Here is a 23,324-nt window from a genome sequence, read left to right on the forward strand (position 1 = left end):
GGAGCCTGCGGGCACCCGACGGGTCAGGCGCCGACCTCGAGCACCAGCTTCCCGCGGGTGTGGCCCTCCTGGAGCCGCGCATGCGCCTGGTCGATCTGGCTCATCGGCAGCACCTCGGAGACCTCGAGCGGATAGCGTCCCGCGCGGATGCCCTGAGCCAGGCGGTCCAGCCGCTCCCGGCTCTGCACGATCGACGGCACCCGTGCCTCGATGCCCCGCTCGAGCGCCGGGGTGAGGTCCGCGAGCGTGGGCAGGGCGACGATCCGGCCGCCGGGGGCGAGCTGGTCGAGGCTGGGCAGGAAGGTCGCGTGGTAGTGGGTATCGAGCACGACGTCGACCCCGCGACCGTCGGTGAGGCGCTGCAGCTCGACACCCCAGTCAGCCGTGTCATAGGGGATGGGCGTCGCGCCGAGCTCGCGGATCCGCTCGGCGTTCGTGGACCGCCCGGTGGCGTAGACGGTGGAGGCCCCGGCTTCGAGCGCCATCGGGATCAGCAGCTGTCCCACTCCGCCGCTGCCGCCGTGGATCAGCACGGTCTCACCCTCCCCGATCCCGGCAGTGTCCCGCACGGTGGCGATCGCGGTGAGTCCCACCAGCGCCAGTCCCGCCCAGCGCGGCAGGTCCTCCTCGGGGATCTCCCCGGGCACGGGGGCGAGGTCGTCGGCCGAGATCGCGATGACCTCGGCGGCGACCCCGCGGTGATCGCCGGGGCCGCGCATCCCGAACACCCGGGTGCCCTCGGTGAGGCCGCGGGAGCCCAGTTCGGCCTGGTCGAGCCCAGAGCCGGCCCCGATCACGGTGCCGACCATCTCCCGGCCGGTGCCCGCGGGCAACGGCAGATCCTTCGCGCGCCCCGAGGAGCCGTCGCGGATCTTGAAGTCCAGCGGGTTCAGCCCTGCGAACAGGACCTTCACCAGCACCTCGTCAGGTGCGGGCTCGGGGGTGGGGGCATCGGTGTGCAGGGTCAGGACTTCTGGGCCGCCGAAGCGGTCGAAACGAATCTCACGCATGGACCCATCATGCACCCCGCACCTGGCAGTGGCCACGGCAGAAGGTCGAAGGTCGGGCAGAGGGAGGCCGACGATGGGGGATCATGGAGCGATCGCCTGCCCGGACACTTCCCCTGGAGGACCATGAGCGCCCACAGTCTCTCGCCGTGGCAGTGGCGTGCGCTCCTGACCCGCGAGATCACGTTGCCGCTCGAGACCGAGCAGGTGCCGCTCCAGCAGGCGAGAGGCAGGTATCTCGCCGCTGAGGTTCGCAGCCCCGAGGCGATGCCGGCCCTGCCCATCGCCGCGATGGACGGCTTCGCCGTGCGTCGTGCGGATCTGAAGGCGCCGGGCGCCACCACCCTGCCGGTGAGTTCCGAGATCCCCGCCCGGCCCGGCCAGGTCCCGGCGCTGCTGCCCGGAACCGCCGCCCGGATCATGACCGGCGGCGCGGTCCCCGCCGGGGCCGACGCGGTGGTCGAGGTCGAGGCGACGGACGCCGACCCCTTCGGGCCCGTCCCGGCCGCCGTGACCCTCACCCTCGCGGCCCTGCCGGCCGCTGGACGTCACGTGCGCTTCCCCGGCGAGGAGGTCGCGGAGGGCGAGCTGCTCGCCGCCGGCGGCGACCAGGTGGGGGCAGGACTGGTGGGCCTGGCCCGTGCGCTCGGTATCGCCCAGCTGCCGGTGCGCCGCCGATACCGGGTGACCGTGGTGGTCACCGGGGATGAGCTCGCGGACGCGGCGACCGCGATCGGCAGCGTGCGCGAATCCAACGGCACGATGCTCGCCGCGGCGGTCGAGGCCGACGGCGCACAGGCGCTGCCCTCCCTGCACAGCGGGGACGACCACACTCAGCTGCGCGAGACGCTCGCCCGGGCCGCGGCGGAGTCGGACCTCGTGCTCACCACCGGCGGGATCGGCCACGGCGCCTTCGACGTGGTCAAGACCCTGCTCGGCGAGCGCGGCAGCAACACCTCCCGCTTCGAGCATCTCGCGCTGCGCCCCGGCGGACCGCAGGGGTGGGGAGTGCTGGACGGTGGGGTGCCCGTCGTCCACCTGCCCGGCACCCCGGTCGGGGCGCTGGTCGGCTATCACCTGTTCCTCCGACCGCTGCTGGTGCGGGAGAGTGCCGCTCCGCGCCGGATGCTGCTCGGCGACACCTCCGCGGACCGGGGACAGCGCCGACCCGGCACCGTGCATGCGCTGCCCGGGAGGCTGCGCCTGGAGGCCGACGGCCGAGAGGTGGTCGACCTGCTGCCCGGGCGGCGCCTGGCCCCCTTCGGGCGGGCTGACGCGATCGTGCTGCGCGGAGATGCGAGTGCTGCGGGTGCTGGAGCTGTGGCAGGAGCCGACGCCGCGGACGGCACGGTCGCTGTGCTCAGGATCTGAGCTGCACCTGCACTACCGTGGCTGCATGCCTGCCACCAGCCCAGCTCCCGTCCACGACCCGGGAGGCATCCTCCACCTGCGCCCGCACGGGGCGACCGTGCTCTGCGCGGTCGTCGGGCTGCTCGGCCTCGGCCTCGCCGTCGATGCGGTGGTGCGCGCAGGCTGGCAGGGCGCGCTGACGCTGCCGGTGCTGCTGCTGATCTTGGCACTGGTATGGATGGTGCTGTGGGCACCGCGGGTGGTGCTCCATGAGGACTCCGTCGAGGTGCGCAACATCGTGGTCACCCACCTGATCCCCTTCGCGGTGATCGAGGAGGTGCGGGTCGGCGCGATGCTGCGCCTCGAGGTCGCGGGCCGTGGCAGCACGACGAAGACCATCACCGCCTGGAACGCACCGGCGCTGAGCAGGGACGCACCCTGGCGCCGGCAGGCACAGATCCATGAACAGGATCTGCGCGGCCGCCGGCTCACCCCTCAGGAGCGTCTCGTCAACGACCAGCAGTCCAGCCGTTCCGCAGTGATCAAGCTGCGCTGGGAGCGCTGGCAGGATTGCAAGGAAGGGCAGCCGGGACGTCCCCCGCAGGGCAGCGCAGAGGACACCAGCGCGGTGATGACCACCCGGCCGAACACCGTGCAGCTCGTGGTGGTGGCGGTGTGCGCGGCGCTCGCCGTGGCGCGCATCGTGCTGTGAGCTCGGCGCGGCTGTGAGTACTGCAGTGCTGTGAGTACAGCGGTGGTGTGAGTACTGCGGACTGCAGACTCGGGTAGGCCGAGAACGGCAGCGAACGCAGTCAGGACAGAAACGCAGTCAGGACAGAACAGAGGAAGGGCCGGACCGCCGTAGTGGTCCGGCCCTTCTGCGTGAGGCTCAGGTAATCAGGCTGCTACTGCTGCCTGATCTCCTTTCCCTCGCAAGCTCGCGATACGTCGATCAGGCCTTGATACCGACCTGGGTCCAGTCGGTGGTCTCGAACTGCGAGGCACCGGTGTTCACGACGCCGTTCTTCACCGCGAAGATGATCGGAGTCGCGTAGAAGGGGATGACCACGAAGGACTCGGCGATGATCGTCGAGATCTCATTGGCGACCTTGCGACGCTCCTCCTCATCGAAGGCACCCTTGATCTGCTCATTGAGCGGCCCGAGGCGATCGTCGGCGAAGCCGGTGTAGTTCTGACCCGACTCGAGCGGGTACATGAGGTTCACCGAGGAGGTCTCGGGGAAGGCGGTGCCCACCCACGAGAAGGTCACCATGTCGAAGGACTTCGGCATGACGTAGTCGGGGAAGTAGCCGTCGGACGGCACCGTCTGCAGCTCGACGTTGAAGCCGATCGCATTGAGGTTCGTCTGCACCTGGCGGGCACGGTCGGAGTTCGACTTGGTGTCCGCCGGGATGATGACGCTGAGGTCCAGCCCCTTGCCGTCCTTGGTGCGCTTGTCGCCCTCGAGCGCCCAACCGGCCTCGTCGAGGATCTTGCCCGCAGCCTCGGGGTCGAAGGTGAGGCTGCCCATGGACTCGTAGGAGTCCTGGTAGCCGTCCTGGCCGGGCATGTAGACGAAGTTGTCGACCAGCACGATCGGGGCCTCGAGCGGGCCCACCACGGCGCGGCCGATGGCGTCGCGGTCGATGCCACGAGCCATCGCCTCGCGGACCTTGACGTCCTCGAGGAGGCCGTCGCCGCCATTGACGTTGATCGTCAGGTGCGTCCAGGTCAGGCCGTTGGTGGCCTGGATGGTTGCATCCGAACGGGTCTTCGCCTGGCTGAGCACGTCGCCGGTGCCGACTTCGAGCCAGTCGATCTCGCCGTTGGCGAAGGACTGGGGCTGGGTGGTCTGGTCGACGACCTGGAAGATCACCGTCTCCAGCTTCGGAGCTCGACCCCACCAGTTCTCGTTGCGCTCGAGGGTGACCACGCCGCCGCCCTGATCCAGGGTGCCGACCTTGAAGGGGCCCTTGCCCGGGGCTGGGGCGTCGGCGTAGCCGGTGTTGAAGTTCTCCGGGTCTGCGAACACCGAGGCCGGGGCCTCGGGGTGCAGGACGGTGATCCAGTCGATGAACGGGCTGGCGTAGACGATCTCCGCGGAGTACTCGTCATCGGTCTGGGTGATCGACTCGATCTGGTCCCAGCCCACGGTGGAGACGACGAGGAACTCCTCGTTGGTGCCGTTCAGCGCCTTCCACTGCGCGATGAGGTCCTCGACCACGATCGGGGTGCCGTCGTCCCACTTCCCGTTCGGGTTGAACTTGACGGCGATGGTCTGCGGGTCCTCGGAGGTCATCTCTGCGGACTCGATGTAGTCCGGGTTCAGCGACTTCTCACCGGTCTCGGAGAGGATGAGCTCGCCGCCACCTCCGCAGGGGTCGGCGATGTCGGAGGTGTCGGCGTTGTTGCCGTCGACCTGGCTGCGGTTCCAGTTGGCCGGGAAGGTGAGGATGGCCTTGCGCAGGGATCCACCGTCGGGGACCTGGTCGTACTCCATGCGCTCCCAGGCGGTCGAAGGCAGCTCCCCCTGTTCCTCCGCAGCCTTGTCGTTCTCCTCAGCAGCCTGTGACTGCTGCTCCTCCTCAGTGGCCTGACCGCCGCACGCGGCAAGGGCCGCGGCGGAGCCGATGACGCCGGTTCCGGCGAGGAAAAGACGACGAGTGCTCGTGATCTTCATGGGTTTCTCTCTTCCTGGGTGAGATGTGCTGCTCGGCACGGGGTCTCGGGTTCGTGGGATGGGTACTGCGGTTCTGGGGGCGGTGGACGCGGTGCGTCAGTCGCCGGGGGCGGGGGACAGGGCGGAAATGTCTGCATCATCGAGGCGATAGATCTCATCGACGTGATGGCAGGCCACCTTGGACTTCCCGTGCACGGTCGCCACCGGATCCTCGCCGAGGCACCGTGCCTGGCGGGTCTCGTCGAGCATCCGGAACAACGGGCAGCGCGAGGCGAAGTTGCAGCCGGGGATGTCCTCGGTGGGGCTGGGGAGATCACCGGTGAGCAGGATCCGTCGGCGCTCACGCTCGATCGTCGGATCCGGCACCGGCACCGCGCTCATGAGTGCGCGCGTGTAGGGGTGACGAGGACTCTCGTACACCTCCTGCACCGGGCCGTACTCGACGATCCTGCCCAGGTACATCACCGCGATCTTGTCGGCGATCTCCCGGACGATCGCGAGGTCGTGCGCGACGAACAGATAGGACAGCCCCATCCGGTCGCGCAGATCCTCGAGCAGGTTGACGACTCCGGCCTGGACCGAGACGTCGAGCGCGGAGACCGGCTCGTCGAGCACCAGCACCTTGGGGTTGGTGATCAGCGAGCGGGCGATGCCGATGCGCTGGCGCTGACCGCCGGAGAACTCGTGCGGGTAGCGGTCGGTCATCTCCGGATCCAGGCCCACCAGCTCGAGCATCTCCACCACTCGGCGGTCGCGCTCGGCGCGGGGAACCCTGTGGACCGTGAGCGGCTCCGCGATGATGTCGCCGACGGGCATGCGCGGGTCGACTGCGGCCATCGGGTCCTGGAAGACGATCTGCACGTCCTGGCGCATCGCCAGCCGTTCAGCGCGCGAGAGAGTGCTGACGTCCCTGCCGGTCACCTCGAGGCTGCCGCGCTGCGGGCTGACCAGCTCCATGATCTCGAGCGCGGTGGTGGACTTGCCCGAACCGGACTCGCCCACCAGGCCGAGGGTCTCGCCCGGCAGGACCTCGAAGTCCACGCCGTCGACCGCCTTGACCTTGCCGACCACGCGGCGGAACACCGAGCCCTTGTACAGCGGGAAGTGGCGGATCAGATCCTCTGCCCGGACCACCGGCTCCAGGCCGGTGGAGTCCTTGACCGCACGCTCCTCGTGCGCGGGGCGCGGGAAGATGTCCGAGGGCTTCAGGGTGCCCGCCGCGATCTCGTCGGACCGGTGGCAGGCGACCTCGCGGCCGTCGCCGAGATCCGCGAGGAGCTCCGGCTCGGTGGTGCGGCAGCGATCCTGAGCAGCGGGGCAGCGATCCGCGAAGGGGCAGCCCACGGGCAGGTTCGCGAGGTTCGGCGGTCGCCCCTCGAGAGGCACCAGCCTCTCCTTGCCGGCGGTGAGCATATTCGGCACCGAGCGCAGCAGGCCCATGGTGTACGGCATCCGCGGGGAGTGGAAGACCTCCTCGACAGGACCCTTCTCGACGAGCTTGCCCGCGTACATCACCGCCACCCGGTCCACATTGCCGGCGACCACGCCGAGGTCGTGGGTGATCAGCACGACGGCAGCGCCGGTGACCTCCTTCGCCTTCTGCAGCACTTCGAGGATCTGCGCCTGGATGGTGACATCTAGTGCGGTGGTCGGCTCGTCGGCGACGATCAGCGTGGGGTCGTTCGCCATCGCGATCGCGATCATCGCGCGCTGTCGCATGCCGCCGGAGAACTCATGGGGGAAGGCCTTGACGCGGCGCTCCGCCGCAGGGATCCCGACGATCTTCAGCAGCTCGACGGCGCGCTTCTCGGCGCTGCGCTGGGGGAGGCTCTTGTCGTGGAGGGTCAGCGCCTCCACGATCTGCTGGCCCACCGTGTACACGGGGGTGAGCGCCGAGAGCGGGTCCTGGAAGATCATCGCCATCTCACGGCCACGTAGCTTCGACAGCGCACGGTCGCTCATCCCCAGCAGTGACTCGCCGCGGAAGGTGATGTCGCCGGTGATCTTCGCGGAGGAGGGGAGCAGCCCCATCACCGCGAGGGAGGAGACGGATTTGCCGGAGCCGGATTCGCCGACGATCCCGAGGAACTCGCCCTCGTCCACGGTGTAGTCGACGCCGCGCACCGCGCGGACACCGCCCTTGGCATTGGGGAAGGTGACGGTCAGGTCCTTGACCTGGAGCAGTGGCTCAGGCACGGTTCACCTCACTGGTGGGGTCGATGGCGTCGCGCAGGGCGTCTCCCACGAGCGCGACACCGGTCAGCAGAGCGACCAGGAAGGACGCGGGGATGATGAACAGCCACGGCCGGGAGACTGCAGCGCCGGTGCCGTCCTGCAGCAGGGTGCCCAGAGAGACGTCCGGAGCCTGGATGCCCAGGCCGAAGAAGGACAGCGAGGTCTCGGCGAGGATCGCGCCGGCGACGCCGAGGGCACCATCGATGATCAGCAGCGAGGCGACGTTGGGGATGATGTGGCGACGCAGGATGGTCGGAGTGCTCACACCCATGTAGCGGGCGGCCTTGACGTACTCGCGCTCCTTGAGCGACTTGGTCTGGTTCTTCACGATCTGGGCCATGATCATCCAGCTGAACAGGCCGATCGCGATGACCAGCAGGCCCCAGGCGGGCATGAAGCCGAGCCACTGGATCGCGCCGGGAAGGTTGCTCGGATCAGCGATCGCGGGGGAGACGATCATCAGCACGTAGAAGACCGGCAGCACCAGCAGCAGGTTGATCAGCCAGTTCGTGAACATCTCGAACGGCCCGCCGAGGTAACCGGCCAGCGAGCCCATGACCGCCGCCACCAGCGTGGCAGTGGGGGCGGCGAGGAAGCCGATCAGCAGCGAGGTGCGCAGCGCCGAGGTCATCGAGGCGTACAGGTCCACTCCGATCGCATCGGTCCCGAAGAAGTGCTGCCCGCTCGGCGGGGAGTTGAAGTTGTAGGAGTCCTGCTGGCCCTGGGTGTAGATGTTGAAGAAGTCGCCGAAGAGGGCGAAAGCCACGATCGCGGCCACGATCGCGCCGCCGATGTAGAAGTTCGGCTTGGTCTTCAGGCGGCGCCAGACCAGGCGGCCACGGGAGATCGGGCGGTGCGGCTTCTGGGCCGAGCCGTCGGGCGCATCGGCGATCAGGCTCGCCGTGGGCTCGATGTCCTTGGCGAGATCGGCGCTGGAATCAGCGGGCTGCTGTGCGTTCATCGACATGTCAGACCCTCACTCTCGGGTCGAGCGCCGCGTACAGCACTTCGGACAGGGTGGAGCTGAACAGCAGCAGGATCGCGGTGAAGCAGACGTTGCCGGCCAGCGCATTGACGTCGGAGGTCTGCACGGCGACGATGCCGTACTTCCCCATGCCCTCCCACGAGAAGATGATCTCGAGGAAGGCGGAACCGGCCACCAGCGTGCCGAAGCTGTAGGCGAAGTAAGTGGACATCGGGATCAGTGCGACGCGCACGCCGTGCTTGATCAGGGCGTGGCTGCGGGTGGCACCCTTCGCCCGGGCGGTGCGGATGAAGTCGCTGCCCAGCACGTCCAGCATCAGCGAGCGCTGGTAGCGGGAGTAGCTGGCCGCACCGAACAGCATCAGCGCGATCGTGGGCAGGAGCAGGTGCACGAACCCATCCCACACCTGCGGGAAGAACCCTGTGATGCCCGGCGTGTAGGACCCCGTGAAGCGGATCACCTGGACGCCCAGCAGCTGGTTGAGGTTCGTCGCCAGGATCATCAGGATCACGCCGCCGACGAAGGTCGGGGTCGAGATCAGGACGAAGGAGGCGTAAGAGACGAACTGGTCGGACGCCTTGTACTGGCGCACCGCACCCCAGACGCCGAGCGAGACACCGAGGATCGCCGCCAGCAGCGCGCCCAGCAGGAGCAGGCGGAGGCTGGTGCCAGCGCGACCGATGATCTCGTTGATGACCCAGTTGCCCTGGAGGTCCTGACCCAGCTTCTGCGAGAGTGGCTCGAACAGGACGCGTTCGATCCACCACCAGGTGCGCAGCAGCACCGGGTCCTTGTCGTTGACGCCATAGGCGCTGAGGATCCCGTCGATCGACTCCTCGGGGATCGGAGGGTTGACCCCGAGGTAGCGCCGGCGCGGGAAGAAGAAGAGGCTCGCGGCGATGTACGAGAACACGGTCGCGATCACCGTGAGGATCAGGTAGTTGACGAACCGCCGCAGAATGTACTGGGTCATGCACGCACTCCCGAGATGTGAATCGGGACCGTCGCACAGGAGACCTCGAGCGGCTGGGTGCCCTGACGGCGGCTCAGATGGCTCCAGGCAGACGAAGGTGATCGCATCGTCAGGATTCCTCACATGATCGGTGCTCGGTCCGCAACTGTGCGGATCCTCTGAGCAGGTTTCTGCACTGTAGGTCACTCGGACGCGCATCTTCGCGCTGAGATCGGCTCCATGGCCGAATCGTTATCCGCCTGCCACAGTGCGTGGCCGTGGGGGAGACTACCTCACATGGTGGAAAGACATGGAGTTTTCGAGAGGTCTGTGCATGCCTCAGGTTCCCAGGGAGTCACTTCGGCCGGGTCAGTGGCCGGAGCGGAGCCAGGACGCCGAAGCGGTCTGCCGGATATCGGTGACCGGGCGGTCGCACCGGCACCGGAGGGGGCGGCGGGGCTCTCGGAACGCTACGTCCGCCAGATCCGGCTGCCGCAGCTCGGCGCTCTCGGGCAGCGCCGACTGGCCGCGTCGCGCGTGGCGGTGATCGGTGCCGGCGGCCTCGGGGCGCCGGTGCTGTCGTATCTGGCCGCGGCCGGGATCGGGGAGATCACGGTGTTCGATCCGGATACCGTCGACGCGACCAACCTGCACCGGCAGGTGCTCTTCGGTGACGCGGATGTGGGCCGTTCCAAAGCGGTCGCCGCGGCGGAACGGCTGCAGGAGCTGAATCCGGAGATCTCGGTGCGGGCCGCCGTCGACACCGTCACCCCCGCCAATGCGCTCCAGCTGCTGGCCGGGCACGATCTCGTGCTCGATGGCACCGACAACTTCCCCACCCGCTATATGGCCTCCGACGCCTGCGAGATCCTCGACCTCCCCCTGGTGTGGGGATCGATCCTGGCGTTCTCCGGGCAGGTCAGCGTCTTCTGGGGAGCGGAGGGCCGAGGGGTGACCTACCGGGACGTGCATCCGGTGCCGCCCCGGCCCGGGGAGGTGCCCAGCTGCTCCGAGGCCGGGGTGCTGGGGATGCTGTGCGGGGTGATCGGCGCGACCATGGCGATGGAGGCGGTCAAGGTCCTGGCCGGGCTCGGGGACGTGCTCTTCGGTCGCCTCGCTCTTTACGACGCGCTCCGTGCCCGCTGGGACGAGCTGCCGCTGGCCCGGAACCCTGAGCGTCCGGCGGTGCGGGAGATCGAGGACGTGATGGTGACCTGTGGGCTGCCGGGGCCGACAGGTCCCGCGACCGATGAGCTCGCGGTCGCTGAGCTGCCGGCGCTGCTGGCGGCCGGGGTGCGGGTGATCGACATCCGGGAGGCGCACGAGCTGGAGGGCGGGATGGTGGCTGGCGCCGAGCATGTGCCGATGGCCGAGCTGCTGGCGCAGGAGGAGTCCTCAGGCGGTGCAGGAGCGCTCGATGGTGCGGTGCTCTACTGCGCGGCCGGGTCGCGCTCGGCGAGCGCGCAGCGGGTGCTGGCCGGCAGGGGAGTCTCTGTGCGTTCGCTGAGCGGCGGCTTCGGGGCCGTGGCGGGCAGCGAGATCGAGGTGACGGTGCCGGGCTGAGCGTGAGCGGGCTCAGCCGCCGGCGAAGGGCGGGAGCACGTCCATCCGGTCGCCGTCGGCGAGGAGCTGGTTGCGGTCAGTGCAGGCTACGGCGTTGATCAGGAAGCTCGAGCGGTCGATCACCCGGGCCGCCTCGGCGGAGACGCCGACGAGCAGGGCGTCCACGGCGCCCTGCACCGACGCTGCCTGCACGGTGGTGGCGTCGGCCCCATATTCGGCGGCAGCGCCCGCGAACAGTCGCACCGCGATGCGCGGGGCGGGGGAGTCCTCGGCGATGCGCTCCGGGTTCCCGTCGGTGTCGATGTCGATGCTGGTCATCTCGTCCTCTCTCAGCCGCCGATGGCGCTCATCGGGCGCTCCGGCTGCACGAAGTCCTCGCGGTCCATGCCGTGACCGGCCTTCTTGCCCCATTGGGCGGCGCGCCAGATCCTGGCGATGGTCTCGTCCTCGGCGCCGGAGCGCAGCGCGCCGCGCAGGTCCGTCTCCTCGCGGGAGAACAGGCAGGTGCGCACGCGTCCCTCGGCGGTGAGTCGGGTGCGGCGGCAGTCGGCGCAGAAGGGGCGGGTGACCGAGGCGATGATCCCTACCCGGCCGCGGTGGCGGCCGGTCGCGCGGTCCTCGACCTCGAACAGCTCCGCCGGGGCGCCGTCCCGGGCCTCGGCCACCGGGGTGAGGACGTAGCGGGGTGCGAGCAGCGCGTGCATGTCGCCCGCGGTGAGCATCGAGCTGCGATCCCAGATGTGGTCCGCATCCAGCGGCATCTGCTCGATCACGCGCAGCTGCAAGTCCCGGTCCAGGCACCAGTCCAGCAGATCGGGCAGCTCATGGTCGTTGACGCCGGGCAGCAGCACGGCATTGACCTTGATCGGATCGAGCCCGGCCTGCCGGGCGCCGTCGATACCCGCCAGCACCCGGTGCAAGAGCGGGCGCCGGGTCAGCCGCTCGAAGGTCTCGGAGACCACGGAGTCCAGGGAGACGTTGATCCGGTCCAGACCCGCCTCGCGGAGGGACGCGGCGCGATGGTCCAGGCCGATCGCATTGGTGGTCAGCGAGATATTCGGACGCTGCGGGAGCGCGGCGACGCCCGCGATGATCTGCTCGAGATCGGGGCGGGTCAGCGGCTCGCCGCCGGTGAAGCGCACCTGGTCGATGCCCAGGCGCTCCACCCCGATCCGCACCAGGCGCACCACCTCGTCCACGCTCAACAGCTGATCCTTCTTCAGGAACGTCATCCCGGACTCGGGCATGCAGTAGGTGCAGCGCAGGTTGCAGAAATCCGTGAGCGAGAGGCGGAGGTCCGTCGCCTCCCGACCGAAGCGGTCGGCGAGGGCGGGAGTGTCGGGACGGTCCGAGACATCGGGCAGCTCGGTCGCGGTCTCGTCGGTCCTGCGCGGTGTCGGCATCCCGAGCGAGATGCGGCGCGATGCCATCTGCTCACCCCTTTCCGGCATGGCCCGGCGACGCCGGGATCTCGCTCCAGGATAGGGGGCGCACCTGCACGGTGGTAGGGACCCCCGGCGCACTCCGGCATGCCTTGGCGCGCCCGGCGAGTTCAGCGGCACCGGGCCGAGACTCTGAGCGCCATACTGGAGGGGCGTCACGCAGACGCTCGAACGTGCTGACGGGAGCGAGAACGAGATGTCCGGTGCCCAGCGGATCACCCTGGTCGATCATGTGGCGGATGCTGTCGCCCTGCTCGGCGCCGTCCGCACCACCGAGGTGATCCCGGTGGACGGTCGCGCGGTGGGGAGGGTGGCCGTCCGCGAGCAGCGCGCGCTCGTGGACGTTCCCGGTCATGACAACTCTCAGATGGACGGCTTCGCGCTCGCGGCGCGGGATCTCCAGAGCCCCGGTGCGCGCGTGATGCTCCCGCTGGGGCCGACGATCGCCGCCGGCGATGAGCCTGCTGAGCTCGCCCCCGGCACCGCGCGGGCGATCATGACCGGCGCCCCCATCCCGGCCGGCGCGGAGCTGGTGATCCCGGTCGAGGAGAGCGCCGAGGGGCGCTTCACCGCTGCCGACGAGGTCTCCGAGACCGGTTCAGCACACACCGTCACGCTCACCCCCACCTCCGTTGCGGCCGGGCGCTTCGTGCGCCGCCGCGGATCCGACACCCGCCGCGGGGACACGGTGCTGCGGGAAGGCCGGCTGCTGACCCCCGCTCGGATCGCCCACCTGGCCGCCTGCGGAGTGGGGGAGGTGGAGGTGGACGTCCCGCTGCGCGCGGTGGTGCTCTCCACCGGCTCCGAGGTGCAGTCCCGAGCTTCTCTGGCCGGCGCAGCTCCTGCCCCCGGCAGCCTCTTCGACGCCAACGGTCCCGGGCTGGCCGCCGCGCTCACCGAGGCGGGCGCCGAGGTGGTCCACGTCGGTGCGGTGCCGGATGACGCCGGTGCCCTGCTCGCGCATCTGCGCCGGGTGATCCAGACGCTGAATGTCGACCTCGTGGTCACCAGCGGAGGGGTGAGCATGGGCGCCTTCGAGGTGGTGCGCCACGCGGCCGACCATGACGGCGTCACCCTCGCCTTCCCCACGGTCGCCTTGCAGCCGGGCGGGCCGCAGGGCATCGGCTTCGTGGAGGTGGACGGACGCCGGGTTCCCTGGCTGGCCTTCCCCGGCAATCCGGTCTCCGCGCTGCTGAGCTGCGAGCTCATCGCCCGGCCCGCGCTCGGCGCTCCCGCTCGCCGCCGGTTGCACCTGCCGGTCCAGCTCGAGGCGGAGGAGTCCTCACCGGCTGCGCTGGATCAGTACCGTCGGGCCCGGGTGCTGCCCTCCGGCCGGGTGCGCCTGGTGGGCGGGGCCTCCTCCCACCTGATCGGAGGCTATGCGGCCGCCGATGCGCTGGTGCTGATTCCGAGCGGCACTGCGGCGGTGCGCGACGGCGACCTCCTCGAGACCCTGCTGATCCCTGGAGGAGACTCATGAACGCCAGCGCTGTGAACGGTCCCGCGGTGAATGACGGACCCGCAACTCATGACCTCCCTGCGGATGGTGCCGCGGGCGATCTGTCCCATGTGCGAGCAGACGGCTCCGCCCACATGGTCGACGTGACCGACAAGGCCATCACCTCCCGCGAGGCGAGTGCCCGCGCCGTGCTGCGCACCCGGCCCGATGTGGTCGCCCGCATCGCCGAGGGGGACCTGCCCAAGGGAGAAGCCCTGGCCACATCCCGGATCGCCGGGATCATGGGCGCCAAGCGCACCCACGAGCTGATCCCGCTGTGCCACCCGCTGCCGCTGTCCGGGGTGGAGCTGGACCTGGTGCCCCGCGAGGACCGGGTCGAGATCACCGCACGCGTGCGCACCAAGGGCGTCACCGGGGTCGAGATGGAGGCGCTCACCGCAGCGACAGTGGCCGCGCTGACGCTCTACGACATGATCAAGGCTGTGGACCATCTGGCGACGATCGAGGGCATCCAGGTGCTCGCGAAGTCCGGTGGCAAGAGCGGGGACTGGACGCGGGAGACGGCGACGAGATCAGGGACGGACCACTGATGGTGAAGCAGATCCCGGCCCGCCGCACCGATGAGGACTGCACGGCGCGCGAGGAGGACGAGGCGGCGCCGCTGCTGACCGGCAGCGCCCGCGTGATCATCGCGTCCACTCGGGCGGCCGACGGCACCTATGAGGACCGCACCGGTCCGCTGCTGAAGCAGTGGCTCAGCGAACGGGGTCTCCAGCAGGTCCAGGTGCGCATCGTCAGCGACGGGCCCGACGTCGGCGCTGCGCTCGCCGAGGCGATCGCGGAGGGGATCGACATCATCGTCACCTCCGGCGGCACCGGCATCAGCCCCACCGACGTCACCCCGGAGCAGACCGCCCCGCTGATCGAGCGGGAGATGCCCGGCATCCTCGAAGCAGTGCGCCGGCTCGGCGCACAGAAGGTCCCGACTGCGCTGCTCAGCCGCGGCCTGGCCGGCATGGCCGGGCGCAGCTTCGTGGTGAACCTGCCCGGTTCCCGCGGGGGAGTGCAGGACGGCATCGAGGTGCTCGACCCGATCCTCGACCATCTGCTCGAACAGCGCGACGGAGGCGATCACGCATGACTCCTGAGAACGGCATCGAACCCAGCCTCCCCGCGAGCGACCCGACCACCTCGGCCGATCCGACCCGCGGCCTGACGCCATTCGACACCGCGCGTCTCGTTGCTGCGCTCGACGGTGCAGAGGCGGAGCCGCTGCGCATCGCCGGGGACCCCGCGATGGGTGACGGCGCTGAACGGGCCCGGCTCGCCGAGATCCGCCAGGAGCAGATCACGGTGACCCAGATGATCCAGGCTGTCTCCGATCCGCGCTGCGGCGCCGTGGTCACCTTCGATGGAGTGGTGCGCGACCACGACGGCGGTCGGGGGGTGGAGCGGCTGGAATACTCCGCCCATCCCACCGCTGGTGCGGTGATCGCCGAGGTGACCCGCGAGATCGCGGAGCGCTATCCCGACACCCTCATCGCCGTCGCCCACCGCGTCGGCCCGCTCGAGATCGGCGACTCCGCGCTCGTCTGCGCCGTCGCCGCACCGCACCGCAAGCAGGCCTTCGTCGCCTGCGATGAGCTGGTCGACACCGTCAAGCAACGGGTCCCGATCTGGAAGCACCAGCTCTTCGACGACGGCGAGAGCGAATGGGTCGGCGCACTGGGCTGAGCCCGGCCAGCAGGATGGGCCCGTCGGCGCATCCCCCGGGCTTCACCTGCCGGACACTCGCGATGGTTACCGTGCTCCCATGCGCATCCTGCACCTGACCGACACCCATCTCTACGGCGACCCGTCGGCGCGCCATTACGACCGCATCGACACCACCGCCGCCCTGCGGGGTGTGCTGACCCGCCTCGAGGGCCTGCGCGACATCGACGTGGTGATCCACACCGGGGACGCCTCCGAGGACGGCACCGCCGAGAGCTACCGCCTGCTGCACGAGCTCCTGGATCCCTTCGCGGCATCGCTCGGGGCACCGCTCGCCGTGGTGATGGGAAACCACGACGTCTCCAGCGTCTACAGCGACGAGATCGACCCCGGCCAGCACGTCGCCGCCCGCCAGGACCGGGTGGTGCCCCTGAGCGGGGGAGGGCGCGTGGTGGTGCTGGACTCGAGCGTCCCCGGCGCCGGGTACGGGCATCTCGAGGCGGCACAGCTCGACTGGCTGCGGGACGTGCTGGCCGACCCTGCCGAGGCCGGGACGGTGCTCGCGGTCCATCATCCGCCGCTGGTGGGTGCGACTGCCCTGCTGCGCGGACTGGACCTCGAGGGACTCGACGAGCTCGCCGCCGTACTCGAAGGGACCGACGTGCGCATCGTGCTCTCCGGCCACTATCACCACGCGATGAACGGGGCGATCGCCGGGATCCCGGTCCACGTCGCCCCGGGGATCACCAACGTGGTGGACCCGGTCACCGCCGCCACCAGCGAACAGGCGCTGGCGCTGTCCGGGGCGAGCGTGATCGAACTCGACGAGGGAGCACCCCGGGTGTTCAGCTCCGTCTTTCCGAACCAGGGGGACACGGCGGGGGACGCTGAACTCCCGGTCTACCGCTTCAGTCCTGAGCAGGTCGCGAAGATCGTGGAGGCCGCCGGGCGCTGAGGCTCAGCGACCGGAGCCGCCTCCAGCGCCGGCCACAGGCATGCGAAAGCCCCTGCAGACTCGTTCTGCAGGGGCTTCGTGATGCTGCTCCGGAAAGGTCAGCGGCTCATGCCGAGCGGGCTGATGCCCTGGCTGCTGCGTGCCCGGGCCACGGCGGCGAAGTCCGCGCCGAGGCGGTTGTTCGGGACGGCGTTGTGACGCTCGACGTCCTGACCCTGCATGCGCTCGGAGAGTCGGCCCAGTGCGGAGTTGAGAGTGCGGAGGAAGTTCATGATCGGGGTCCCCTTCGGTTCGGAGTGAGGTGATCGGCCGGGCCCTGGATCGCAGGTGCCACGGCGTCATCGATACTTCTGTTATACAACGCGGGCGGACGCCTTGGCACGCGATGGCTCCCGACAAGTTGCCAGCTTCACAAGAAGTGTGTGACCTGGTGCTCTTTAGGTCCACACGAGAGGTTTTCTTCCATGCGTGACTGGCTGTTGGAGCGGTTCCTGGGCAGGATCTTCGGGCACGGTGATCGACTGCCTCGATGGGTCCGTCAGCTCCTGGACGAGACCTTCCTGTGGGTCGCCATCGGGCAACTGCTGCTGGCCCTGGGCGTGCGCCCGGCGAGCGTGCGCCGCCTCTCCGTGGTCCAGACGACCCTGGAGGAGGCCAGGGAGGTCTTCGGCCGGGCCGGATACGAGATTCCCCGTCTCGAAGGTATCGAGACCGATCAGGATCTGGAGCGCATCGGAGACGCGTGGAACCACCTCGAGTCCCAGCAGCTCACCGAAGAGCAGCTCGGCGCCATCCTGCCGGCCCCGCACGCCGTGCGCTGGGTGCGGGAGGCGGGCAACGTCGTGCTCGACCTCCTCGAGGAGGTGCTGGATCGAATGCGGGCCCTCAGGATCCGCCCGGAGCTGATCGGCCTCGACCGGCGCGAAGTGCGGTCTGTGATCCTCGAACTGCGCGACGTGCTCGCGGACGCTGAGCTCGATGCGGCCGCCGCAGAGGGCTATATGAACCTCGCCCACCACCTCGAGACGCTCGAGGCCGATGGAGGCATCCTCGCCACGACGCAGCTCGAGACCAGACCTCGCATCCCACGCCTCGGCGAGGTGGGGCGACTGGTCGGAGTGATCTGATCGCTCCCGCGCGAGACCCTCCGCCGCCTGCTGCCGCTGCGCCTGCTCTCCTCGAAGCTCGTGCTGACCACCGCGATCACCAAGGGGCTGCAGCAGCTTCGGCAGCACTGGATCCCGCCGGGGGAGCGACCCGATCCGGTGGTGGATGAGGCGGCGGCAAGCGATCAGGACGTCCAACGCCATAGGCGTCGCGCCCGTACAGCATTCTTCCAAGAGGTCGACGAGCGGGATGCGAGGCCCGGGGTGCGGCGGGCACTGATCGCGTGGACGGTGACGCTCTGGGGACTGAACCTGGTGGTCGGCGGCTGGATCCTGCTCTGGATTCTGGGTGCGTGGGGGATCGACCTGCTGGGAATCGTCGGACGGTCCGCGGAGCTCCCGCCACTCTGGTCCGGACCGACCATGCTGGTGCTGCTCGCTGTCGTGCCTCTTTCCTGGCTCACTGCGTGGTTCTCCCCGATCGATCAGATCGAACTGCAGCAGCCTCGACGGCGCACCGTCGCCGATGCCACGCGCGCTCGCCGGGCACGGGTATGGGCGGCGCGTTGGGGCGAAGTGATCACCAGCCTGCTGATCCCCCTTCCACTCCTGGTCGTTTTCCTGATCGATCCGAAGGACACCTTCCCGTGGGCAGGCTTCGGCTCGTGGCGGAATGAGGCAGGAGACCTCGGGTGGTGGGCGGTATGGGCGCTGGCACTGCCCTGGGTGGCGATGGTGGGCGGCGTCATCAGCGGCGGACCACGGGGAAGTGCCCGGGCGAAGACCTTGTGGCCGGAGCCGGAGCCGGAGCCGGAGCCGGATTCCGAGACCGTGAGGGAGCCGGAACAGGGTCGCGGACCGACCATCATTTAGCACTCGTCTTGCATGAGTGCCAGCGAGCGATCTAGAGTGTGCCTCGTTGGCAGTCAACGGCCGAGAGTGCCAGAGACTGCCGCAGTGGGATCTTCCCCCGGTCGGCACCGCGACGACGATCGGAACCGGATCCCGTTACCCAGAACTCAAGCAGAGTCATTTCTCTTCATGAAGGAGTGAGCCGCATGTCGGTCTCCATCAAGCCCCTCGAGGATCGCGTCGTCGTCAAGCCGCTCGAGGCAGAGCAGACCACCGCCTCCGGCCTGGTCATCCCGGACACGGCGAAGGAAAAGCCCCAGGAGGGCGAGGTCGTCGCCGTCGGCGCCGGTCGCTTCGACGACAACGGTCAGCGCGTCCCCATGGACGTCAAGGTCGGCGACAAGGTCGTCTTCTCCAAGTACGGCGGCACCGAGCTGAAGTACGGCGGCGAGGAGTTCCTCGTCCTCGGCGCCCGCGACATCCTCGCAATCATCGAGAACTGAGCGGACTGAGCTTTATGGCCAAGGAGATCATCTACAACGAGGAAGCCCGTCGGGCCCTCGAGCGTGGCGTCGACAAGCTCGCCAACACTGTCAAGGTGACGCTCGGCCCCCGCGGCCGCAACGTCGTCCTCGACAAGAAGTGGGGCGCACCCACTATCACCAACGACGGCGTGACCATCGCCCGTGAGATCGAGCTCGAGGATCCCTACGAGAACCTCGGCGCTCAGCTCACCAAGGAGGTCGCGACCAAGACCAACGACGTGGCCGGTGATGGCACCACCACCGCCACCGTCCTCGCCCAGGCCATCGTGCACGAGGGCCTGCGCAACGTCACCTCCGGTGCTGCCCCGGCAGCGCTGAAGCGCGGCATCGAGAAGGCCGTCGAGGCGCTCTCCGAGAAGCTCGGCGAGATTGCCACGCCGGTCGACGGGAAGGCCCAGATCGCCTCCGTCGCCTCCGTCTCGAGCCAGGACACGGAGATCGGCGACCTGCTCGCCGAGGCGTTCGACAAGGTCGGCAAGGACGGCGTCATCACCGTGGAGGAATCCTCCACCACGGCGATGGAGCTCGACTTCACCGAGGGCATGCAGTTCGACAAGGGCTACATCTCCCCGCACTTCGTCACCGACGCAGACCGCCAGGAGGTCGTCCTCGAGGATGCTCTCGTGCTGCTGCACCAGGGAAAGATCTCGGCCGTCGCCGACATCCTGCCGCTGCTGGAGAAGGTCGTCGAAGGCGGCAAGCCGCTGTTCATCATCGCGGAGGATGTCGACGGCGAGGCACTGTCCACGCTGGTCGTCAACAAGATCCGCGGCACCTTCAAGGGTGCAGCGGTCAAGGCCCCCGCGTTCGGCGATCGCCGCAAGGCGATGCTGCAGGACATCGCGGTGCTCACCGGTGCCCAGGTGGTCACCTCTGACCTCGGTCTGGATCTCAAGACCGTCGGCACCGAGGTGCTCGGCCAGGCCGGCCGCGTCGTCGTCACCAAGGATTCGACCACGATCGTGGGCGGCTCCGGCGATGACCAGGCCGTCACCGACCGGGTCTCGCAGATCCGCGCCGAGATCGAGAACACCGACTCCGACTGGGATCGTGAGAAGCTCCAGGAGCGCCTCGCGAAGCTGGCCGGCGGTGTCTCCGTGATCAAGGTCGGGGCTCACACCGAGGTGGAGCTCAAGGAGAAGAAGATGCGCATCGAGGACGCGGTCTCCGCGACCCGCGCTGCCATCGAAGAGGGCATCGTGGCCGGTGGCGGAAGCGCCATCGTCCAGGCGTCCTCCGTCCTTGAGGACGGCCTCGGCCTCGAGGGCGACGAGGCTGTCGGCGTCCGCGCCGTGGCCCGCGCCGTCGTCGAGCCGCTGCGCTGGATCGCCGAGAACGCCGGCCTCGAAGGCTACGTCGTGGTCGAGAAGGTCCGGGAGGCCGCTCTCGGCACCGGCCTGAACGCTGCGACCGGCGAGTACGTCGACCTGGTCGCCGCCGGCATCATCGACCCGGTCAAGGTCACGCGCTCCGCTCTGCGGAACGCCGCCTCGATCGCCGCCATGGTGCTGACCACCGAGACCCTCATCATCGACAAGCGCGACGACGAGAACGAGTGATCGACGAGCTGTGAGCGCAGGTCGTCCGCGAGGAACGAGCGGCCGGCAGGCGCGAACGGCAGGAGATCGCTCAGTCGGATCGAGAGTGATCGACGAGCTGTGAGCGCAGGTCGTCCGCGAGGAACGAGCGGCCGGCAGGCGCGAACGGCAGGAGATCGGTTCGAGAGTGATCGACGTGGGTCGGCGCCCAGCATTGCGCTGAGCAGGCCCGCAACGAAGGGGCGGACAGTCCGGGGAGACCCGGGCAGTCCGCCCCTTCGTCATGCCCGCACGGGTACCGCGAGCCCAGCGGACGTGAGCAAGGTCCATCGCGCCCCCATTGTCGTTCAGACAATTATCAACTACCGTGATCCCGCCGGGTACCGGTGGGACGTCGCCGACCCACACACCACCCGGATCCCCGTCGCCGCTTGCGGCACGAGGTCGTGTGCACTCCTCCGGTACCGCACCTGTCCACGACCCGTAAACGGAAGAACGCGTGCCCGAATCCAGCACCCCGCCCACCCCTCAGGATGAGCCAGAGAAGCTGCCCTCCTCGAACTCGAGCCTTCCCCGGGATCCGGGTCGGAGCGCCGAGGCGGACGTGCCAGAGCCGCAGCTGCCGCTCGACGGTGAGCGGAAAGCTGCGAACATCGCCCGCGGCAAGCTCGGAGCGAGCACTCGTCAGGAGGCGCGTGCGGAGCGGGAGTCCCGGCGCGCCCCGGTGAAGAAGGAGGACCTCCAGCGGGGGCCGGAGGACCTGACCCGGGATGAACGCCGCGTCGAGGAGGCACCGAAGCTCCCCGCCGCACGCGGTCCGCGCGTGAACTGGGTGGTCTTCCTGTCCTCTTCAGCGATCATCCTCGGCTTCTCGCTGTGGACGATCCTCGCTCCGCAGATGGCGGCGGACACCATGCTCTCCGCGGTCACCTGGATATCCACCAACCTCGGCTGGTTCTACGTCCTCACCGTGTCGTTGGTGATCATCTTCGTGCTGTGGGTGGCGTTCTCGAAGGAGGGCAGCGTACGGCTCGGACCGGACCACTCCCGTCCCGAGTACAGATTCATGACCTGGCTGGCGATGCTCTTCGCGGCCGGCGTCGGCATCGACATGCTCTTCTACTCGGTCACCGGGCCGATCTCGCACTACCTGAGCCCCCCGAACGTCTCCCCGGAGTCCGCGGCCGCACTGCAGGACTCCGTGGTGTGGACGATGTTCCACTATGGCGTGGCCGGCTGGGCCATGTACGCGCTGCTGGGCATGGCGATGGGGTACTTCGCCTACCGCTGGGGGATGCCGCTGTCCATCCGCGCTGCCCTCTACCCGCTGCTGGGCAAGCGCGTGCGCGGGGCCGCGGGTGACGTCATCGACATCTTCGCCCTGGTCGGCACCGTCTTCGGTGTCGCCACCTCGATGGGCATTGGTGTGGTGCTGCTGAACGTCGGCTTCTCGTGGCTGTTCGGACTGCAGCAGGGTCTCGGACTGCAGATCGCCCTGGTCATCGTCGCGGTCGTGATGACCATCGCCGCCTGCACCTCCGGGGTGGACAGGGGCATCCGACTGATCTCGGAGCTGAACCTCTACAGCGCCGGGGCCATGCTGCTGTACATCCTGGTCACCGGCCAGACCTCCTTCCTGCTCAACGCCATCGTGGAGAACATCGGCCGCTTCGTGGCGACTCTGCCCGAACGCACTCTGCAGACCATGGCCTACGAACCCGGGGGCTCGGACTGGATGGCCGGTGCCACCCTGTTCTTCTGGGCCTTCTGGTTGGCATGGGGACCGTTCGTCGGCATGTTCCTCGCGCGCATCTCCCGCGGCCGCACCCTGCGTGAGTTCGTGCTCGCCGCGATCACCGCCCCGGTGCTGTGCGACCTGCTGGTGGTGACCATCTTCGGCAACAGCGCCCTGGCCGTCGTCCTCAAGGACACCCCCGCCAGCCGGGCCTTCGCCAAGCTCGCCGTGGAACAGCCGGAGCAGGGCTGGTACGCCCTGCTGGAGATGTTCCCCGGCGCCGCCTTCCTGATCGGCCTGGCCACGCTCTCGGGGCTGCTGTTCTACCTCACCAGCGCGAACTCCGGCGCACTGGTGATGGCGAACTTCTCCTCGACCATCCCCGACCCCGCTCAGGACGGTGCGAAGTGGTTGCGCATCTTCTGGGCCGTCCTGACCGCGCTGCTAACGGTCGCCATGCTCACCGCAGGTGGGGTGACCACCATGGAGTACGCAACGCTGATCTTCGGGCTGCCGGTCACCGTGGTCGCGTATCTCGTGATGGCGAGCTTCTCGAAGGCACTGAGGATGGAGCGTGCAGATCGTGAGGGACGGGTGCTGCGCCGCCCCGACGTCGCGGTCCACGGCGGATTCGCACCTGAGAAGTCCTGGCGTCAGCGCCTGGCGAACCTCCGCTCCTATCCGAGCGACCGTTCGGTCGCACAGTTCTCGGAAGAGATCGTCGCTCCCGCCCTCGAGGACGTGTCCCGGGAGTTCAGGGAGCAGGGATATGACGCGCAGACCCGTCAGGTCACCGATGCGGCCACCGCGGTCATGATCAACACGCTCGTCATCCGGATGGGCGAGGAGCGGGACTTCCTCTACCGGGTGGCGCCGGTGGAGACGCCCGTACCGACCTTCGGAGCGCGGGTCGCTCGGGATCGCACCACCTACCAGCGCCTGGATGTCTTCACGCAGACGGGCGCCGAGGGCTACGACGTCACCGGCCTCACCCGGCAGCAGATCATCAACGATGTGCTGGACCGCTATGAGAACCACATCCAGTACCTCAGCTATGCGGCGGAGGTCGGGGGACCCAGCGTTCTCACCCCCAGCACCCTCGGCGCAGTCCCCACCCATTCCCCCACCGCGGAGTGAGGGGCTGCGGCCATCACTGCTGGTCGGGTGCGGGGGTACCACGGCCTCCGGGGTGCGGCGAGCTGCGTCG

General features: G+C 69.0%; 21 protein-coding genes. 13 read left to right on the forward strand and 8 right to left on the reverse strand.

The window, feature by feature from the left end:
- Positions 1-23: 23 nt before the first annotated feature.
- A complete protein-coding gene (locus ABD893_RS15150; protein WP_345082155.1) occupies positions 24-1,010 on the reverse strand; it encodes an NADP-dependent oxidoreductase in 987 nt (328 codons plus the stop codon).
- Positions 1,011-1,133: 123 nt separating this feature from the next.
- Between ABD893_RS15150 and ABD893_RS15155 the strand changes: the two genes are divergently transcribed.
- Together ABD893_RS15155 and ABD893_RS15160 are read left to right on the forward strand one after the other, a co-directional pair.
- Positions 1,134-2,378, forward strand: coding sequence for a molybdopterin molybdotransferase MoeA (locus tag ABD893_RS15155; RefSeq protein ID WP_345082158.1), 1,245 nt, complete (start codon positions 1,134-1,136; stop codon positions 2,376-2,378).
- A 25-nt stretch (positions 2,379-2,403) separates the two neighbouring features.
- A complete protein-coding gene (locus ABD893_RS15160) occupies positions 2,404-3,069 on the forward strand; it encodes a PH domain-containing protein (protein WP_345082161.1) in 666 nt (221 codons plus the stop codon).
- 240 nt (positions 3,070-3,309) lie between these two features.
- Here ABD893_RS15160 and ABD893_RS15165 read toward each other — a convergent pair whose 3' ends face one another.
- From ABD893_RS15165 to ABD893_RS15180, 4 genes are all read right to left on the reverse strand, one after another.
- Entirely contained in the window at positions 3,310-5,037 is a 1,728-nt protein-coding gene (locus ABD893_RS15165; RefSeq protein WP_345082164.1) for an ABC transporter family substrate-binding protein, read from the reverse strand.
- A 96-nt stretch (positions 5,038-5,133) separates the two neighbouring features.
- Positions 5,134-7,233, reverse strand: a complete 2,100-nt coding sequence (locus ABD893_RS15170; RefSeq protein ID WP_345082167.1) for an ABC transporter ATP-binding protein — start codon at positions 7,231-7,233, stop codon at positions 5,134-5,136.
- A complete protein-coding gene (locus ABD893_RS15175; protein WP_425548394.1) occupies positions 7,226-8,233 on the reverse strand; it encodes an ABC transporter permease in 1,008 nt (335 codons plus the stop codon). Before ABD893_RS15175 ends, ABD893_RS15170 begins: the two co-directional genes overlap by 8 nt.
- Positions 8,234-8,240: 7 nt before the next feature.
- Positions 8,241-9,230, reverse strand: a complete 990-nt coding sequence (locus ABD893_RS15180; protein ID WP_345082173.1) for an ABC transporter permease — start codon at positions 9,228-9,230, stop codon at positions 8,241-8,243.
- Between the two features lie 351 nt (positions 9,231-9,581).
- Between ABD893_RS15180 and ABD893_RS15185 the strand changes: the two genes are divergently transcribed.
- The gene (locus ABD893_RS15185; protein ID WP_345082176.1) at positions 9,582-10,772 is read left to right on the forward strand and encodes a ThiF family adenylyltransferase; all 1,191 of its coding nucleotides are present in this window, start codon (positions 9,582-9,584) and stop codon (positions 10,770-10,772) included.
- 12 nt (positions 10,773-10,784) lie between these two features.
- Here the strand turns inward: ABD893_RS15185 and ABD893_RS15190 are convergent, their stop codons facing one another.
- Entirely contained in the window at positions 10,785-11,090 is a 306-nt protein-coding gene (locus ABD893_RS15190) for a MoaD/ThiS family protein (RefSeq protein ID WP_345082179.1), read from the reverse strand.
- An 11-nt stretch (positions 11,091-11,101) separates the two neighbouring features.
- Positions 11,102-12,202 (reverse strand): GTP 3',8-cyclase MoaA, encoded by a 1,101-nt coding sequence (gene moaA / locus ABD893_RS15195; protein ID WP_345082182.1) that lies wholly within the window; start codon positions 12,200-12,202, stop codon positions 11,102-11,104.
- A 208-nt stretch (positions 12,203-12,410) separates the two neighbouring features.
- Between moaA and ABD893_RS15200 the strand changes: the two genes are divergently transcribed.
- The 5 genes from ABD893_RS15200 to ABD893_RS15220 all read left to right on the forward strand — a co-directional run bounded on the left by ABD893_RS15200 (position 12,411) and on the right by ABD893_RS15220 (position 16,341).
- On the forward strand, positions 12,411-13,694 hold the full coding sequence (locus tag ABD893_RS15200) for a molybdopterin molybdotransferase MoeA (protein WP_345082185.1): 1,284 nt from the start codon (positions 12,411-12,413) through the stop codon (positions 13,692-13,694).
- A gap of 113 nt (positions 13,695-13,807) precedes the next feature.
- Positions 13,808-14,263, forward strand: coding sequence for a cyclic pyranopterin monophosphate synthase MoaC (gene moaC / locus ABD893_RS15205; RefSeq protein WP_345082963.1), 456 nt, complete (start codon positions 13,808-13,810; stop codon positions 14,261-14,263).
- A complete protein-coding gene (locus tag ABD893_RS15210; protein ID WP_345082188.1) occupies positions 14,263-14,814 on the forward strand; it encodes a MogA/MoaB family molybdenum cofactor biosynthesis protein in 552 nt (183 codons plus the stop codon). Before moaC ends, ABD893_RS15210 begins: the two co-directional genes overlap by 1 nt.
- Positions 14,811-15,407, forward strand: coding sequence for a molybdenum cofactor biosynthesis protein MoaE (locus tag ABD893_RS15215; protein WP_425548386.1), 597 nt, complete (start codon positions 14,811-14,813; stop codon positions 15,405-15,407). The genes ABD893_RS15210 and ABD893_RS15215 overlap by 4 nt, the downstream gene beginning before the upstream one ends.
- Before the next feature lie 79 nt (positions 15,408-15,486).
- Positions 15,487-16,341, forward strand: coding sequence for a metallophosphoesterase family protein (locus ABD893_RS15220; RefSeq protein WP_345082190.1), 855 nt, complete (start codon positions 15,487-15,489; stop codon positions 16,339-16,341).
- A gap of 98 nt (positions 16,342-16,439) precedes the next feature.
- Here the strand turns inward: ABD893_RS15220 and ABD893_RS15225 are convergent, their stop codons facing one another.
- On the reverse strand, positions 16,440-16,613 hold the full coding sequence (locus tag ABD893_RS15225; protein WP_345082193.1) for a hypothetical protein: 174 nt from the start codon (positions 16,611-16,613) through the stop codon (positions 16,440-16,442).
- A gap of 192 nt (positions 16,614-16,805) precedes the next feature.
- Here ABD893_RS15225 and ABD893_RS15230 point away from each other — a divergent pair, with 192 nt between their 5' ends.
- From ABD893_RS15230 to betT, 5 genes are all read left to right on the forward strand, one after another.
- Complete coding sequence (locus ABD893_RS15230; protein ID WP_345082197.1) at positions 16,806-17,468, forward strand: hypothetical protein; 663 nt, start codon at positions 16,806-16,808, stop codon at positions 17,466-17,468.
- A 60-nt stretch (positions 17,469-17,528) separates the two neighbouring features.
- On the forward strand, positions 17,529-18,320 hold the full coding sequence (locus tag ABD893_RS15235) for a hypothetical protein (RefSeq protein ID WP_345082200.1): 792 nt from the start codon (positions 17,529-17,531) through the stop codon (positions 18,318-18,320).
- Between the two features lie 185 nt (positions 18,321-18,505).
- A complete protein-coding gene (gene groES / locus ABD893_RS15240) occupies positions 18,506-18,802 on the forward strand; it encodes a co-chaperone GroES (RefSeq protein ID WP_345082203.1) in 297 nt (98 codons plus the stop codon).
- Positions 18,803-18,816: 14 nt separating this feature from the next.
- A complete protein-coding gene (gene groL / locus ABD893_RS15245) occupies positions 18,817-20,403 on the forward strand; it encodes a chaperonin GroEL (RefSeq protein WP_345082206.1) in 1,587 nt (528 codons plus the stop codon).
- A 583-nt stretch (positions 20,404-20,986) separates the two neighbouring features.
- Positions 20,987-23,254, forward strand: a complete 2,268-nt coding sequence (gene betT / locus ABD893_RS15250; RefSeq protein WP_425548395.1) for a choline BCCT transporter BetT — start codon at positions 20,987-20,989, stop codon at positions 23,252-23,254.
- Positions 23,255-23,324 lie beyond the last annotated feature (70 nt).

It is taken from the genome of Brachybacterium paraconglomeratum, from assembly GCF_039541415.1.
Lineage (GTDB): Bacteria > Actinomycetota > Actinomycetes > Actinomycetales > Dermabacteraceae > Brachybacterium > Brachybacterium paraconglomeratum_A.

What these genes read in the sequence shown, in the direction of transcription:
- ABD893_RS15150 (WP_345082155.1), bottom strand. Translation starts at nt 1,010, where the DNA reads ATGCGTGAGATTCGTTTCGACCGCTTCGGCGGCCCAGAAGTCCTGACC.
- ABD893_RS15155 (WP_345082158.1), top strand. Translation starts at nt 1,134, where the DNA reads ATGAGCGCCCACAGTCTCTCGCCGTGGCAGTGGCGTGCGCTCCTGACC.
- ABD893_RS15160 (WP_345082161.1), top strand. Translation starts at nt 2,404, where the DNA reads ATGCCTGCCACCAGCCCAGCTCCCGTCCACGACCCGGGAGGCATCCTC.
- ABD893_RS15165 (WP_345082164.1), bottom strand. Translation starts at nt 5,037, where the DNA reads ATGAAGATCACGAGCACTCGTCGTCTTTTCCTCGCCGGAACCGGCGTC.
- ABD893_RS15175 (WP_425548394.1), bottom strand. Translation starts at nt 8,233, where the DNA reads ATGAACGCACAGCAGCCCGCTGATTCCAGCGCCGATCTCGCCAAGGAC.
- ABD893_RS15180 (WP_345082173.1), bottom strand. Translation starts at nt 9,230, where the DNA reads ATGACCCAGTACATTCTGCGGCGGTTCGTCAACTACCTGATCCTCACG.
- ABD893_RS15190 (WP_345082179.1), bottom strand. Translation starts at nt 11,090, where the DNA reads ATGACCAGCATCGACATCGACACCGACGGGAACCCGGAGCGCATCGCC.
- moaA (WP_345082182.1), bottom strand. Translation starts at nt 12,202, where the DNA reads ATGGCATCGCGCCGCATCTCGCTCGGGATGCCGACACCGCGCAGGACC.
- ABD893_RS15200 (WP_345082185.1), top strand. Translation starts at nt 12,411, where the DNA reads ATGTCCGGTGCCCAGCGGATCACCCTGGTCGATCATGTGGCGGATGCT.
- moaC (WP_345082963.1), top strand. Translation starts at nt 13,808, where the DNA reads ATGGTCGACGTGACCGACAAGGCCATCACCTCCCGCGAGGCGAGTGCC.
- ABD893_RS15210 (WP_345082188.1), top strand. Translation starts at nt 14,263, where the DNA reads ATGGTGAAGCAGATCCCGGCCCGCCGCACCGATGAGGACTGCACGGCG.
- ABD893_RS15215 (WP_425548386.1), top strand. Translation starts at nt 14,811, where the DNA reads ATGACTCCTGAGAACGGCATCGAACCCAGCCTCCCCGCGAGCGACCCG.
- ABD893_RS15220 (WP_345082190.1), top strand. Translation starts at nt 15,487, where the DNA reads ATGCGCATCCTGCACCTGACCGACACCCATCTCTACGGCGACCCGTCG.
- ABD893_RS15225 (WP_345082193.1), bottom strand. Translation starts at nt 16,613, where the DNA reads ATGAACTTCCTCCGCACTCTCAACTCCGCACTGGGCCGACTCTCCGAG.
- ABD893_RS15230 (WP_345082197.1), top strand. Translation starts at nt 16,806, where the DNA reads ATGCGTGACTGGCTGTTGGAGCGGTTCCTGGGCAGGATCTTCGGGCAC.
- groES (WP_345082203.1), top strand. Translation starts at nt 18,506, where the DNA reads ATGTCGGTCTCCATCAAGCCCCTCGAGGATCGCGTCGTCGTCAAGCCG.
- groL (WP_345082206.1), top strand. Translation starts at nt 18,817, where the DNA reads ATGGCCAAGGAGATCATCTACAACGAGGAAGCCCGTCGGGCCCTCGAG.